The organism is Microcystis sp. LSC13-02, from assembly GCA_002282935.1.
Classification (GTDB): Bacteria; Cyanobacteriota; Cyanobacteriia; order Cyanobacteriales; family Microcystaceae; genus Microcystis.
In genome coordinates this window covers 1-13,582 of record MTBT01000180.1, presented here as the reverse complement: position 1 = coordinate 13,582, position 13,582 = coordinate 1, and the positions used below count along the sequence as shown (strand labels likewise).

General features: G+C 42.9%; 15 protein-coding genes. 7 read left to right on the top strand and 8 right to left on the bottom strand.

What is annotated here, in order from left to right; all coding sequences use genetic code 11:
• Window positions 1-123: 123 nt before the first annotated feature.
• Window positions 124-324 (top strand): hypothetical protein, encoded by a 201-nt coding sequence (locus BGL89_RS10835; RefSeq protein WP_036389287.1) that lies wholly within the window; start codon window positions 124-126, stop codon window positions 322-324.
• Window positions 325-341: 17 nt separating this feature from the next.
• Here BGL89_RS10835 and BGL89_RS10830 read toward each other — a convergent pair whose 3' ends face one another.
• The 7 genes from BGL89_RS10830 to trxA form a co-directional block, all read right to left on the bottom strand.
• Window positions 342-800, bottom strand: coding sequence for a cupin domain-containing protein (locus tag BGL89_RS10830; RefSeq protein WP_002758047.1), 459 nt, complete (start codon window positions 798-800; stop codon window positions 342-344).
• 48 nt (window positions 801-848) lie between these two features.
• Window positions 849-1,691 (bottom strand): dihydropteroate synthase, encoded by an 843-nt coding sequence (gene folP, locus BGL89_RS10825; protein ID WP_286825713.1) that lies wholly within the window; start codon window positions 1,689-1,691, stop codon window positions 849-851.
• A 106-nt stretch (window positions 1,692-1,797) separates the two neighbouring features.
• Window positions 1,798-2,595 carry a hypothetical protein gene (locus tag BGL89_RS10820; protein ID WP_286825712.1) on the bottom strand — a complete coding sequence of 266 codons (798 nt, stop codon included), beginning with the start codon at window positions 2,593-2,595 and terminating at the stop codon, window positions 1,798-1,800.
• A 149-nt stretch (window positions 2,596-2,744) separates the two neighbouring features.
• Window positions 2,745-3,404 carry an ATP synthase subunit B family protein gene (locus BGL89_RS10815; RefSeq protein ID WP_041803739.1) on the bottom strand — a complete coding sequence of 220 codons (660 nt, stop codon included), beginning with the start codon at window positions 3,402-3,404 and terminating at the stop codon, window positions 2,745-2,747.
• 36 nt (window positions 3,405-3,440) lie between these two features.
• Window positions 3,441-3,914 (bottom strand): pantetheine-phosphate adenylyltransferase, encoded by a 474-nt coding sequence (gene coaD / locus BGL89_RS10810; RefSeq protein WP_002758057.1) that lies wholly within the window; start codon window positions 3,912-3,914, stop codon window positions 3,441-3,443.
• Window positions 3,911-4,195, bottom strand: a complete 285-nt coding sequence (locus tag BGL89_RS10805; protein ID WP_045360724.1) for a DUF427 domain-containing protein — start codon at window positions 4,193-4,195, stop codon at window positions 3,911-3,913. Before BGL89_RS10805 ends, coaD begins: the two co-directional genes overlap by 4 nt.
• 33 nt (window positions 4,196-4,228) lie before the next feature.
• The gene (gene trxA / locus BGL89_RS10800) at window positions 4,229-4,546 is read right to left on the bottom strand and encodes a thioredoxin (protein ID WP_149979133.1); all 318 of its coding nucleotides are present in this window, start codon (window positions 4,544-4,546) and stop codon (window positions 4,229-4,231) included.
• A 290-nt stretch (window positions 4,547-4,836) separates the two neighbouring features.
• On the opposite strand from trxA, the gene map reads away from it, so the two are divergent.
• The 6 genes from map (at window position 4,837) to BGL89_RS10770 (ending at window position 11,745) form a co-directional block, all read left to right on the top strand.
• Window positions 4,837-5,682 carry a type I methionyl aminopeptidase gene (map, locus tag BGL89_RS10795; RefSeq protein ID WP_286825711.1) on the top strand — a complete coding sequence of 282 codons (846 nt, stop codon included), beginning with the start codon at window positions 4,837-4,839 and terminating at the stop codon, window positions 5,680-5,682.
• Window positions 5,683-5,752: 70 nt separating this feature from the next.
• On the top strand, window positions 5,753-6,154 hold the full coding sequence (locus BGL89_RS10790; protein ID WP_286825710.1) for a universal stress protein: 402 nt from the start codon (window positions 5,753-5,755) through the stop codon (window positions 6,152-6,154).
• Window positions 6,155-6,604: 450 nt separating this feature from the next.
• Window positions 6,605-6,829: a DUF2811 domain-containing protein gene (locus BGL89_RS10785; RefSeq protein ID WP_002800048.1), complete on the top strand. Its 225-nt coding sequence runs from the start codon at window positions 6,605-6,607 to the stop codon at window positions 6,827-6,829.
• 49 nt (window positions 6,830-6,878) lie between these two features.
• A complete protein-coding gene (pth, locus tag BGL89_RS10780) occupies window positions 6,879-7,505 on the top strand; it encodes an aminoacyl-tRNA hydrolase (RefSeq protein ID WP_061430600.1) in 627 nt (208 codons plus the stop codon).
• 134 nt (window positions 7,506-7,639) lie between these two features.
• Window positions 7,640-9,970: a WD40/YVTN/BNR-like repeat-containing protein gene (locus BGL89_RS10775; protein ID WP_286825709.1), complete on the top strand. Its 2,331-nt coding sequence runs from the start codon at window positions 7,640-7,642 to the stop codon at window positions 9,968-9,970.
• A gap of 272 nt (window positions 9,971-10,242) precedes the next feature.
• Window positions 10,243-11,745 (top strand): aromatic ring-hydroxylating dioxygenase subunit alpha, encoded by a 1,503-nt coding sequence (locus tag BGL89_RS10770; protein ID WP_286825708.1) that lies wholly within the window; start codon window positions 10,243-10,245, stop codon window positions 11,743-11,745.
• A gap of 139 nt (window positions 11,746-11,884) precedes the next feature.
• On the opposite strand, the gene fumC is transcribed toward BGL89_RS10770, so the two are convergent.
• The gene (gene fumC / locus BGL89_RS10765) at window positions 11,885-13,288 is read right to left on the bottom strand and encodes a class II fumarate hydratase (RefSeq protein ID WP_286825707.1); all 1,404 of its coding nucleotides are present in this window, start codon (window positions 13,286-13,288) and stop codon (window positions 11,885-11,887) included.
• Window positions 13,289-13,582 lie beyond the last annotated feature (294 nt).

Genomic DNA, 13,582 nt, shown 5'->3' with positions numbered 1-13,582 from the left:
CAATCCTATTTTCTTGCACTAACATCGGACTTTAACAGGTCAAAAGCTTTATTTTAAAAGGGTTTTACCATTATTCAGCAGACCCTATCTAAACAATTAACTCTATCGCTCTACTGAGAAAATATGAAACTAATTGGTGATATTTCCCTGAGCTTGGATTTATTCTTGTTGCTTTTTTTCTGGCATTGTCTCATCGGTGGCATTGCTACAGTCATCGCTATCAATAAAGGCTATCCAAGATTAAATTGGCTAATCTTCGGACTTCTGGGAGGAACCTTTACCTTTTTTATCGCCCTCTTTCTAGAAAAAAAGCCCAAAATTTAAGGGATGATATTGCTAGATTATCCTTTAATAGTTCCCATCAACACCTCTAAATCTTCTGCGTCTAACTCCTCTGGGATGCCATTACGAATTAATTCCGAAAAATCCTCATTGGGAACCATAAAACATAGTGCATAAAGTCTTCCGTCCCCCACATTTCTAATCTCGTGAATACCTGTGGGACGGACTAATAAACTATCCCCCGGACCCAGGGGAATCGGTTTACCATCACAGATAGCCATTCCTTCCCCTTTGAGGATAAAAAACATTTCTACGGCAAAATGATGACGATGGGTAGGGGTGCGACCGTGGGGATCGAAAATTTCCACACAAACGGTCAAGGAATCCCCCGCTACGGTAGAATCGAAGACGATCGCTAAACGATTCGTATCCCCAGCACTAATGCGAAAAACTTGATAATCCCGGGGAGATCGAATCACGGGTAACATACAATGATCGCTAGTTAGTTGGCTATTCATCGCTGATTTCGATCGAAGTGTGGATGATTCTAAGACTAGCAAAAATTTTCAACTTCGCTCGATTGCGTCCACCACTTTACTCACATCTACGATCGCATCCACATCATGGACGCGCAGGATATCGGCCCCCTTAGCGATCGCTATTGCACAGGCCGCCGCCGTTCCGAAAACTCGTTCTTTTGGGTCATCTTTGCCTGTAATCTCGCCAATAAAGCGTTTTCTCGACAATCCAATTAAAACAGGTAAGTCTAAATCCCGAAATTGCCCTAATTCTCGCAATAACTCAAGATTTTGTCGCCCGGTTTTGGCAAAACCAATCCCTGGATCGATGATAATATTTTCCCTAGCAATACCCCACTGTAAAGCTTCCTTAACGCGATTCTGTAAAAATTCTTTAATTTCCTTGACTAAATCGTCATAATGTGTTAAAGATTGCATGGTTTGCGGATTGCCCCGCAGGTGCATGAGGATGATGGGAACGGCCAATTTAGCCACCGTGGGCAATAATAGGCGATCGAAGGTTCCCCCAGAAATATCATTGATCAAATCGGCCCCGGCGGCGATACCTTGGGCTGCCACGATCGCCCGGGTAGTATCGAGAGAGATAGGAATAGAACTTTGTTGTCGAATAGCAGTGATTACGGGGATAACTCGCGATAATTCTGCTTCTAGGCTAATTTCTTCGGCTCCCGGACGGCTGGATTGACCACCGATATCGATTATATCAGCCCCGGCCTCGATCATTTTCATTGCCTGTAGCAGGGCATTTTCAACATTGTCAAATTCTCCCCCATCACTAAAACTATCGGGAGTAACGTTTAAAACACCCATGATATAGGTGCGTTTTCCCCAAGCAAAAATATGTTCACGAATTGCCGTTAAACTTGACATAATACTAAATCCTGTTTCAAAAGTATAGGAAAGTGGGAACTGGGAAAAAGGAGCAGGGAGAATAAATAAAAATAATCTCCTGAATACTGATAACTGACGGTGATAGTTAATTTTTAGGTAGGGAAGAATCTTTTAATTCAAAATAAGCTTGTACTTCTTCTTTCCAGAGTTGATATTTTTCTTGAATTAGTTGATATTGACTAGCAAAATCGAGGGGCAAATCAAGGAGATTGGTATCGATATCGGATTGCACTAATTCCCGTTCGATCAGGGTTTCTCGGATAAATTTTAAACATTCTTGTCTCAAAGTTTCCGCTTGATCAATAATTAGCTGGACTTGATTAATTGCTCGATCGTACAATCGGGTTTGTGAATGAAAAATTTCGGAAGATGCGGCCAGATTTCGCAGTCTATGTAATTGATTTCTCTTTTCTACTAAACTGGCAATTTTGGGGTTAATTTCAAAAAGCAAGGTTTTCACCAGAGGAGCCAAGCGGCGAGTATTAGTATAATCGTAGTTATCAAGGTCTGATTTAATCAGGTGTACCTGTTGTAAATCGACGGTAATATCGTGGAATTGTATCTCGGTTTCGGTGATGGTGGGATGAATCGTTTTAACTTTCCAAGTAGTAATAGAAGTCAACTGCTGGCGATCACTATTAACCATTTGCCGCTCCATTTTCAGCACATCAAGGGGAATGCTATAAAGTTTTTTCTCAGGAATATAGATGACATCGCTACCGAGAATGCGATCGATTTTAGGACGACGATATAAATAATGATACAAGAATCGATAAAAGCTTTTACTGCCTTGAAATATCTGGACAAATAACCAAATTTTCCAGCTGAATAACCCGCTGACAAAGCGTCCGAATAGATGGGAATTCGAGGAGGGGTTATTCATGAAATTCCGTGATCATTTATCAGTGAGATATTAGGGGTTGGCTGCTTTTCAGTGGTAAGCAAACAGTAATCAGGGATAAAGATGAAGATAACTAACTAATTAACTTAAAACTTACATCTGATAACTGATCACTGATCACTGATCACTGATTAAGGACGTTCTCCGGGTAGATTTTTTGACGATGTTGGTTTCGATCTTACCTGTTGACGACCGTTGCGAATAACTTGTAACATTTCCCCTAATTCTCGATCGAGATGTTCTAAAACTGCTTCGGCATAGTCGTCAGCGCCTTTTTGAATTTCATGACATTCAGCTTGGGTTTTTTGTCGTAACTGTTGCACTTCCTGCAAGGTGCTGTGACGCATCTGTTCGATTTCATCGAGGGTTTGTTGTTGCAAGGATTCACACTCCTGCTGAACCCGTTGACGAATTTGGGCCGCTTGCCGTTCTGCTTGTTGAATAATACCGGACTCATCGAGAATTTGGGCAGCCCTTTGTTGAGCGGAACGAAGGACTTGTTGAGCGTATTCTTCTGCTTTAGTGATAATTTCCTGTTCTTCCTGCAAAATTGCTAAAGCTTTCTGTACTGCCGGTGGCACGGTTTCATAGATGAGATCGATCTGTTCGGATATCTGTCCCTCATCGATGATTGTCCAACGGGTGAGGGGGATATGGAAACTATCAAAAATCATCTCTTGCAGACGCGCCAAATCCTGATAGATATCGAAATCGACGGGTGGACTGGGAACCCCACTATTAGAAGTGTTAGGTACTGCTTTTCTGCGATCATTAGGTTCTCGGCGCGCCATAGGTTCAGATCGTCCTCATTGCTGTATTCTAGTATGTTAACTGTAGTATGAGTAAATATCTCTAGAAACGTTTTCTGGGACTAGATGGGTGACGGAGCCACCGAATTGAGCGATTTCTTTAACCACGCTACTGCTTAAAAAACTATATTCTTTGGTGGTGGCTAAAAAAACCGTTTCGATCCCTTCCCAGAGGGTTTTATTGGTATGGGCCATTTGCAGTTCTTTTTCAAAGTCTGAGAGGACCCGCAACCCCCGCAACAGCACCTTAGCGCCTTTCAATCTGGCATATTCAACCGTCAATCCTGAAAAACTGTCTATCTCAACGTTTTTCAGGTGTTTTGTACAGTAACTGATCTGTTCTATGCGTTTTTCGACGGTAAATAAGGGGTTTTTATGGGGATTGCAGAGAACTGCCACGATTACTCGCTCGAATAGTGGCACACTGCGTTCGATAATATCTAAATGACCGAGTGTAACTGGATCAAAGCTGCCGGGGTAGATGGCGATCATTTCTCAACCTGCACACCTCGCCAAAAAGCGATATATCCTTTAATATTTTGGGCTTTTGGTTTAGGATCGGGATAATACCAAGCGGCATCTTTATTGTCCTGTCCATCTACCCTAAGAGTATAATAACTAGCCTCTCCTTTCCAAGAACAAATGGTATGGGTGTTACTGGATTGAAAATATTCAGCTTTGATGGTATCGGGGGGAAAATAATAGTTTCCCTCGACAATTTCGCAGTTATCGCTTTCCGCTACCACTGCACCATTCCAAATCGCCTTTGCCATGACACTAACTCCTAGTTCTGGTTCAAAATTATCTTACAACAGAGTTTGTAAATGTTGAACCAGTTGGTTAACCTGCACCACTCCCTCGATTCGATCGATCGGTTGACCATTTTTAAAGACTACTAAAGTCGGTAAAGCTTGAATACCGTACTTACTGGCTAAATTGGGATATTTGTCTGTATCAATTTTGACAATTTGTAGGCGATTTTTGAAATACATTCCCGTTTGTTCTAGAATCGGAGCCATCATTTGACAAGGACCGCACCAAGTGGCATAGAAATCCACTAACACGGGGAGATTAGTGGTTTGCAACAGTTCCTGAAAACTGGAAAACTCTTTTTTGACTGCCATAAATTGTCACCTCGCCGGAAAAATAGCCTTTTTCCTACTATAGCTTTTCTAAATGTTCCTTGATTTCTCCAGAGCAGTCATCGATCGCAGGGAAAATGCTAAGTTAAGTAGGGTCTGCTGAAAAAGTTTTTCGGTGGTGGTAGGGTGTGGGGTGTGGGGTGTGGGGTGTAGGGTTCCTGATCACTCCCAGTCCGGTACTTTTTGATTGACAAAAAGTCTAAAAGTCTTACCCAACAAGGTTTTTAGATTTATTCAGCAGACCCTAAGTAAAGACTCTGAGCCAACTGTCCATGAACATCCTAACCAAGCTGCTTTTTCCGGAAACTAAAACCCCAGAGCAAGTAGGTTCACCGCGAGTACAGAAAAGCCGCCGGGGAATCGAAACCAAATCCGCCGCAGAAATCGTTATTATGCGACAAGCGGGTAAAATTGCCGCCACAGTCCTTAAGGAAATTGCCCAGATCGCTCAACCCGGAATGACGACGGCGGATCTGGATGCCTATGCGGAAAAACGTATCCGCGAAATGGGTGCTACCCCTAGTTTTAAAGGTTATTATGGCTTTCCTGCCTCGATTTGTGCCTCTGTCGATAACGAAGTCGTTCACGGTATCCCTAGCCCGAAAAAACGCCTCAAAGCCGGTTCTGTGTTAAAGGTAGATACGGGGGCCTACTACCAAGGTTATCATGGGGATTCCTGTATCACGATCGCTATCGGTTCCGTCTCTCCCAAAGCCGAAAAATTAATCCGCGTGGCGGAAGAAGCCTTATATAAAGGCATAAATCAGGTAAAAGCTGGCAATTATCTGCTCGATATTGCAGGAGCGATCGAAGATCACGTTCAAGCTAACGGTTTCCAAGTGGTAGAAGATTTTACCGGTCATGGAGTCGGCAGAAATCTCCACGAAGAACCCTCGGTATTTAATTTTCGCACTAATCAGTTAGCCAATGTCAAACTCCGCACCGGAATGACTCTGGCAATTGAACCAATTGTCAACGCGGGATCTAAACATACCAGAACTTTGCGCGATCGTTGGACGGTGGTGACGATGGATAATGCTCTCTCCGCTCAGTTTGAGCATACTGTCTTAGTAACCGCCACGGGGTACGAAATCTTAACCGAGCGCAATAACCTATAAAATTGTCTATCTAGGCTTATTATCCTTAGATAATGGCAAAATAAAAGATTTGCGGCAGGATTTAGTCAAAATGTTTAAAAATATCGTTGTTGCCTTAGATTGTGGGGAATTATCGGATCGAGTCCTTCAGTCCTTGAATTCCCTTTCTCTAACGGCAAATTCTTGCATCATCCTCACCCATATCCTCGGCAAGGAGGGAGATGAATCGCCAGTTGATCGCCCTCACCCCTCCCGTGAGATCATTGAAGATCAATTGCGCTGCTATCAATCCCAGATTGCTGCCCCTAGTGAAATCGAGGTCATCTTTGGTGATCCAGCGGAGGAAATTATTCGTTTAGCTAATATCTATCATGCTGATCTGATCGTGATCGGCAGTCGGGGATTAACGGGAGTTCAACGGGTGATCGAAGATTCTGTTAGTAGTTTTGTGGTGGCAGAAGCTACCTGTTCAGTATTGGTGGTGAAAGCATAGCAGCCAGCATTCAGCTAGAAAAGGTACTCTGGCAAGAGTGCCTTTCTCGAAGATGAAAATTAATTTGGCACCACTACGGATTAAAATTTGCAAATCTTATTTTTCCCTAATGTTTTCCCCCATACATTCCCCAGTATTTCCCCACTCACTCCCAAGTTTTCCACAGTTTACCCAGACTTTTCCACAGGCAACAGCGATAGAATCGGCACTTGCTTCGAGAAAAAATTAATCTTGATTGTAAAAATTCCCATCGATAGATACTGAGTTATTGTTAAGTTGAGTAAATAAAATCTAGCTCTAACCCTTATTCGCTCGTAAATATTAAGTTTTTCTAAAGCATTCCTTTACATCTGGTAATATTGCAACTCCCCCCAACTTGGCTCACAATAGTCCTTACTGTCCACTGCACCAGTCAGGGATTTCCCCACTTCAGATTCAGAGGTAAACGATATGAATACATCCGTCAGTATCTTGGCAGAAATCCCCGAAATCCTCCACCAATCCCTACAACAATATCTAGAAACTCACCCCGGTTGGGATCAAGATGGCGTGTTTACGGCGGCTCTATCATTTTTTCTACTTAATTGTCAATCCTCCGAAAGGATGAATTTTGAGGAGCAAAATAGCTGTGCCAAGGTTTATCTAGAAACTTTGTTCCAGCGCTCGGAGTGCTAATTCGGTGATAATAAGAGTCGGGTCATGGTTAAAAACCCGATTTTCCCCTATGAATTCCGATAAAACCCCTAATTTAATCATTCCTCAGTTAATTATCGGTTTGGGCAATCCCGAACCCAAATATGATCGCACCCGTCATAATATCGGTTTTGAAGCTGTGGACTCATTAGCGCGGGATTGGGGGCTATCTTGGCAGGAAAACAAGCGATTTCAAGGTTTTATTGCCGAAGGTGACAGTCCTCTCCCGGGCAAAATTCGTCTCTTGAAACCCCAAACCTACATGAATCGCTCCGGGCAATCGGTGCGATCGGTGCTGGACTGGTATAAACTAGCTCCAGAGTCGATTTTAGTCATTTACGATGACATGGATCTGCCCCTAGGCCGGTTGAGAATCCGTCTATCGGGATCGGCTGGCGGACACAACGGTATTAAATCAATGATTGCCCACGTTGGCACGGAAAACTTCGCTCGTTTACGCATAGGAATCGGTAAATCAACCGAAAAAGCGACAATTTCCCACGTTTTAGGCCGATTCACCCCCCAAGAAAACCAAGTTATCTTGAAAGTGTTAGACTTGTCCAGAAAAGCGATCGAACTTGGTCTCAAACAAGGGTTACAAAAGGCCATGAGTCTCTACAATAATCAAAGTGTAGAGATTGGTTCTAATCTATGCTGATAGCAAATAAGCCTGATTTTAGTAATGGTTATAATCGCCATTTTCGTCTATACTCTTACAGAACCCTTGCTTAAATTTTGATCGCCCTTTGCTAGATTAGGTCAATTTTTATCCTCGATATTAGCAGTTTAAGTATGATTAATCGCCAAAGTTTGCTGAGATTCGCCTACAAGTTTAATCTCATTTTATTGATAATCGCTATAGTTTTTTGTCTTGGGAGTAGCGCTGCTTTTGCCCATCGTCCCCATGATGTGATTAGTCAATTGGAAGTTTCTCCCGATTTCCAGACAGATAATACAGTATATATCTTGGTGCGAAATAACTTTTATAAGTCTGGGGATGGAGGTAGCAACTGGACAAGATTAATTCAAGGTTTAGATTATACGGGGGAATTAAGTTCCCTATCCCTATCTCCCCTCAATAAAAATATTCTCTATTTAGCTTCAAGATCCGATGGTATTTATAAAAGTGAAGATGCGGGGGAATCTTGGCAGAAAGTTAATCAGGGTTTAGAAACTAAATTTATTAACTTCGTAGAAATTGCCCCTTCCGATCCCAATATAGTAGCGGCAGTGGGATTAGAAAAAGGGGTTTATTTAACCGAAGATGGCGGTAAAAATTGGTCAAATATTTTCCCCACCACGGCACTGATAACCTCTCTAGCTATTACTCCCAACAATCCTGATCGAATTTTTTTCGGGGATGAACAGGGTAAATTATACACTTCCTCCGACGGGGGAAAAACTTGGCAGAATCTCCCCTTACCTGCTAATGTGGGGGCAGTGGATACAATTGCTTTTTCTCCTAATTTAGACAGGGATAAAACCTTTTTTGTCGGCACAAAAGAAGCAGGTATTTTTAAAACCGTTGATGATGGTAAAACCTTCCAAGCTGTTAACGAAGGAATTAAAGATAAAATCATCGAAGACATCGTTATTTCTCCCCAGTATGCCCAAAATTCAACCCTTTATGCCATCACTTGGTATGACGGAATGTGTGTTTCGCAAGATGGGGGCAAAAGTTGGACAAAAATGAGCGAGGGTTTAACCAAAGATAAACAGGCTGATGATTATAAAGTTCCCCATTTTATGGATTTAAAAATAGTTCAAGATACGATGTTTTTAGGGGGATTTAATGGCTTATTTAAAACCACGGATAGCGGCAAACAATGGCAGGAAATAGCAACTTTAGCCCGGGGAACAGTTATCGCTATGGCGGTTTCTCCTAATTATGCCCAGGATGGTACTGTTGTCATTGCTAATTATGTAGGCAATATCTTTATCAGTCGGGATAAAGGGGAAACTTGGACACCAATTAATCGCGGTTTAGAGGTTTATCGACTTGGTAAAGATCCCGAAGAATCAGGACAAGATCCCCGGCGTTTCTTTGACATTGCCTTTTCTCCTAACTATGGAGAAGATAGAACTATTTTTGCGGGGTTTTTACGCAATAAATTTGCCAAATCCGATAACAGTGGTGATTTCTGGAAAATTATCGAAATCGATCAGAAAGTCCGCGGTCCGAGGATAGTTCCTTCCCCAGATTTTGCCAAGGATAAAACTCTTTTTCTCACCAATCAGCAGGGTAGAATATTTCGTTCTACCGATGGAGGAAATACGGTTAAAAAGATCAGTGAAGTGGGCAGAATTTTTGGTAATTATGCCCCGTCCATGGTAGCTTCCCCTGATTTTTCTAAGGATAAAACTTTGTTTGTCACGGGAACAGAGGGTATTTATCAAAGTGTTGATGGTGGACTAACTTGGAAAAATGTCAGTCAAGGAACACCTCTATCAAAAGCTTCTAATGTGCAGTTGGCAATATCTCCCAATTATCCCAAGGATGGAACTATTTTTGCGGGGACAATTTTTTCTGGTTTGTATGTCACCAAAGATGGGGCTAAAAGTTGGACAAAATTAGAGAAACCAGGGTTTAATCCTCAGGCATCAGTAGAAACCATTGCTATCTCTCCTGATTATGCTAATGATCGCACGGTAATAGTTAGTTTACAGGGAGATGGTTTGTTTAAATCTACCGATGGAGGAGAAACTTTTCAATCAATTGGTGATCCTAAAATACCCCTAGTGAAAATTCATAGTATCCCTTCCTCTGGTATCTCCGTCCAGTTTTCTCCTAATTACGCTCAAGATAAAACTTTATTCGGTTTTGGTGGCGCTAAAACTACAGTTTTTCGTTCCACCGATGGGGGAGAAACTTGGACAAGTGTAACTATTCCTCCTCACGCGGAAGAAAATACACCCCGCTATAAAATCGGTGAATTTTTCTCTAGTCCCCTTGGCACAATCTTGCGCGTGGTTATCCCGATTCTCCTGGCAATCGTCGCTTATTTTCTGGTGGGTTTCCTGAAACTGGAGAAAGTTATTAATCTTCCTAAATCCTTCTTCCCCATGGCAGCAGCATTTATGATTTTTCTGTTTGTTTTCTTCGCTATCATTACCCAAGTTTAGGATCTAGGTAATCTGGCTCTTCGTTACTTGGTATGGTTCGATAGGGGGGGCATAAACAATTGCCAAAAATCGAAGCAATGTCTTTCTCTATAAGGGTTTCATCTCTTATCATCCTGTCCGTTGCATAAGATAAACCGAAGAACCGGTAATCTCTTGTCGAGAAATTTTGCCTTAAAGAGAACAGGAAATAGGAAAAAGTGCGGGTGTTGGACGGGGATAGTGACAATAAATTATAATCTTGTTCAACTGCTCCCTAGTATCTCCGCAAAAATATGAATATTGCCGCCCAAACCCCCTTTTTCAGTGAAAATAGCTATCCATTGGCTGAATCGAGCTTTTCTTCTTCTCCAGAAACCTTTCAATGGACTAAGCAATGGTATCCCGTCGCTGTTGCCGAATTTCTCGATCCCTCCCGTCCCCATAAAATCCAGTTATTGGGGAAAGATCTGGTGTTATGGCGCGATAATTCCAATCAATGGTGTTGTTTTGCCGATTTTTGCCCCCATAGGTTGGCTCCTTTGTCAGAAGGACGTATCGAAGCTGATGGAACCTTGCTCTGTGCTTATCATGCTTGGCGTTTTGATAGGGAGGGTAATTGTGTTAGCATTCCACAATCACAGGATGCACAAACGGAAGCCAAAAACTGCTCAAATCCGAAATCCTGTGCCGTTGCCTACCCCACCCAGCAATGTCAAGGGTTAATCTGGGTATGGGCAGAATCGGGAAGGCAGGCTCAACAGGAAAGTCAGGAGCGACAGCCGGCTACCGTAGCGGAATTAGAGTCAGATTCGGAGCAAGTTCGGCAATTATTTTGGAATATCCGCGATTTACCCTACGGTTGGGACTTTTTTATGGAAAATGTCGCTGATCCTGCTCATGTTCCCGTTTCTCACCATGGTATTGTCGGTAATCGTTATCAAGATGCTAAATATTACGATATGCCGCGTCTGAGAGAGCTATCCACCCAAGAAGGGTTTTCCTTTGCTATCACTCCCACGGCGGCGATTATAGAGACAGCCGTTCACGATTTTCACCCCCCCTGTCAGATGAGAATTTGCACCACTTTCACCGATGGGGGCAAGTTAATCCTAGTTTTATACGCTATTCCCACTCGTCCGGGTTGGTGTCGTCATATCGGTTGTCAGGTGTTAGTCAAAAATAAAGCCGGAAAAACCCCCCCCGGATTAGGTTTTTTTGCCTTACCTATGCCCACTTGGTTAGGTCATATCCTTGCTTCTGTATTTTTACACCAAGACCTCGTTTTTCTTCACTACCAAGAGAAAATTTTAGCCCGACGGCCAGAAAATTGGCTCGATGCGGTTTATACTCCCAATCCTCAAGATAAAATGGTGATTACCTTTCGTCAGTGGTTCAAAAACAGAGCCGGAGGGAGGATTCCCTGGGCAGCTGACTGTAATCCCCAATTACCAGCCCCAGAGTTCGATAAACGCCAGCTTTTTGATGTTTGGACAACTCATACTAAAGATTGTCAGGTTTGCCAAAATGCTCGGAAAAATATACAGCGTTTGACTTTATTTAGTTATATTGGTGCGATTGTCTCGGTTTTCTTGGCAATTTTCCTCGATGCTCGCTCGCTCGCTTTACGGGCAGCAACCACTAACCTAACCAATATATCGCCCTTGAGCTTATTCCCGACCCTAGGATTCTGGATGGCAATCCTAGTAGCAATCGGTTTAGCTATTATCGGCTACGCTCTGCAAAAGTTGAGCGGGTTGTTTTATGTCTATGAATTTGAACATTCCCGCAATGATTAGCCTCGATACTCCCAGATAAGACAAATTTTTGCTGGCGGGGCTTGACAAATCCCGCCGCTTGCCTTATACTTATATGTACAATGGGAATCCGTGCCTGCCTGCGACCTCTGATTTTTACGGCAGTCAACCCCTCAGAGAATTAACCATCGGCAACGTAGGGATTAACCATTTTAGCGGGGTCAACAATGCGCTCAAAATCCGCTTCCTTGATGTATCCTAGTTGCAAGGCTGCCACTTTCAGGGTTAAATCCTTTTCTAGGGCATAGTGAGCGACGTAGGCAGCCTTTTGGTAGCCAATCACGGGACTTAATGCAGTCACCAGCATCAAGGATTGATTTAAAAAAGTCTCAATTTGTTTTTCATTAGCAGTCATCCCCTGAACCAAAAATTGACAGAAATTACTGCAACCATCAGTGAGCAAACGGATAGACTGCATGAGATTATGAATCAACAGCGGTTTATAGACATTCATCTCCAGATGTCCCCCAGCACCTCCCATCGTCACCGCTAAATCATTAGCTATCACCTGCACTGCTATCATCGATAAAGCTTCGCATTGGGTGGGATTAACTTTTCCCGGCATAATTGAAGAACCCGGTTCATTTTCTGGCAGCTGTAATTCTCCGATTCCACAACGGGGACCACAGCTAAGTAAACGGATATCATTAGCAATTTTATAGAGGGAACTAGCGATAGTTTTCAGTCCCCCGCTCAAAAAAACCAGAGCATCGTGGGAACCTTGCACAGTAAACTTATTAGGAGCGGTAATAAAGGGTAATTTGGTCAGATTAGCGATTTCGGCAGCCACATCTTCAGCAAAACCGAGAGGAGCATTAATTCCCGTACCGACTGCTGTTCCTCCCAAGGATAAACGATAGACTTTTTCTAGACATTTTTCTAGCCAATCGCTGCCATCATCTAATAAACCCACATAACCGGAGAATTCTTGTCCGAGGGTTAAGGGGGTGGCATCCTGTAGGTGAGTGCGACCAATTTTAACTATATTTGCCCATAATTGCGCCTTTTCATCGAGACTATTCCGTAATAGTTGCAGACTGGGAATTAATTTTTCCTTGACTGCCAAGGTAACGGCAATATACATGGCCGAGGGAAAGGAATCATTAGTCGATTGGGACATATTAACATGATCGTTGGGGTCAACGGGGGTTTTGCTACCCAGAGGATTCCCCGTCAGTTGACTGCAACGATTGGAGATGACTTCGTTGATGTTCATGTTAAATTGGGTGCCACTTCCCGTCATCCAAACGTAGAGGGGAAAGTTATCCGCGTGTTGTCCGGCTAAAATTTCATCGCAGACTTGACAGATAAGGTTTTTTCTCTCCTCACTCAAGCGCTGTTTTTGCTGATTGACAATTGCACAGGCTTTTTTGAGAATGGCATAGGACCCGATCATCTCCCGGGGCATGAGATTATCACCGATACTAAAGTATTGTAGGGATCTTTGGGTCTGCGCTCCCCAAAGTTTATCGGCAGGTACGGGAATTTCTCCCATGGTGTCTTTCTCGATGCGAAATTCTGTCATCTTTAAGTTACTTCTGCATCTGGCCTGAAAAGAGAGGGGTTGCAGGGCGACACGGATTCCCACTATAAGAATAATTATAAGTCAAGTCTAGCTAGTTTGTCAAGCCTTATTGAGGATTTTTTCCGATGTTAGGGACCAAAAAGAGCGCAGTTGATCGAGTCGGTTTGATGGGGGCAAATTTATTTCCTTGATTATCGAAAATTTGGGCGTTGTCAGATTAAGAGATGATGAGGTAAAATAAATGAAAAATAAAATAAGCAGAAAGAACAATGAAATGCCCAGAATGTCAAAGCC

Excerpts from the sequence above, each read along its gene's own strand:
- BGL89_RS10835 (WP_036389287.1), top strand. The coding sequence starts at position 124 with ATGAAACTAATTGGTGATATTTCCCTGAGCTTGGATTTATTCTTGTTG.
- BGL89_RS10830 (WP_002758047.1), bottom strand. The coding sequence starts at position 800 with ATGAATAGCCAACTAACTAGCGATCATTGTATGTTACCCGTGATTCGA.
- folP (WP_286825713.1), bottom strand. The coding sequence starts at position 1,691 with ATGTCAAGTTTAACGGCAATTCGTGAACATATTTTTGCTTGGGGAAAA.
- BGL89_RS10820 (WP_286825712.1), bottom strand. The coding sequence starts at position 2,595 with ATGAATAACCCCTCCTCGAATTCCCATCTATTCGGACGCTTTGTCAGC.
- BGL89_RS10815 (WP_041803739.1), bottom strand. The coding sequence starts at position 3,404 with ATGGCGCGCCGAGAACCTAATGATCGCAGAAAAGCAGTACCTAACACT.
- coaD (WP_002758057.1), bottom strand. The coding sequence starts at position 3,914 with ATGATCGCCATCTACCCCGGCAGCTTTGATCCAGTTACACTCGGTCAT.
- BGL89_RS10805 (WP_045360724.1), bottom strand. The coding sequence starts at position 4,195 with ATGGCAAAGGCGATTTGGAATGGTGCAGTGGTAGCGGAAAGCGATAAC.
- trxA (WP_149979133.1), bottom strand. The coding sequence starts at position 4,546 with ATGGCAGTCAAAAAAGAGTTTTCCAGTTTTCAGGAACTGTTGCAAACC.
- map (WP_286825711.1), top strand. The coding sequence starts at position 4,837 with ATGAACATCCTAACCAAGCTGCTTTTTCCGGAAACTAAAACCCCAGAG.
- BGL89_RS10790 (WP_286825710.1), top strand. The coding sequence starts at position 5,753 with ATGTTTAAAAATATCGTTGTTGCCTTAGATTGTGGGGAATTATCGGAT.
- BGL89_RS10785 (WP_002800048.1), top strand. The coding sequence starts at position 6,605 with ATGAATACATCCGTCAGTATCTTGGCAGAAATCCCCGAAATCCTCCAC.
- pth (WP_061430600.1), top strand. The coding sequence starts at position 6,879 with ATGAATTCCGATAAAACCCCTAATTTAATCATTCCTCAGTTAATTATC.
- BGL89_RS10775 (WP_286825709.1), top strand. The coding sequence starts at position 7,640 with ATGATTAATCGCCAAAGTTTGCTGAGATTCGCCTACAAGTTTAATCTC.
- BGL89_RS10770 (WP_286825708.1), top strand. The coding sequence starts at position 10,243 with ATGAATATTGCCGCCCAAACCCCCTTTTTCAGTGAAAATAGCTATCCA.
- fumC (WP_286825707.1), bottom strand. The coding sequence starts at position 13,288 with ATGACAGAATTTCGCATCGAGAAAGACACCATGGGAGAAATTCCCGTA.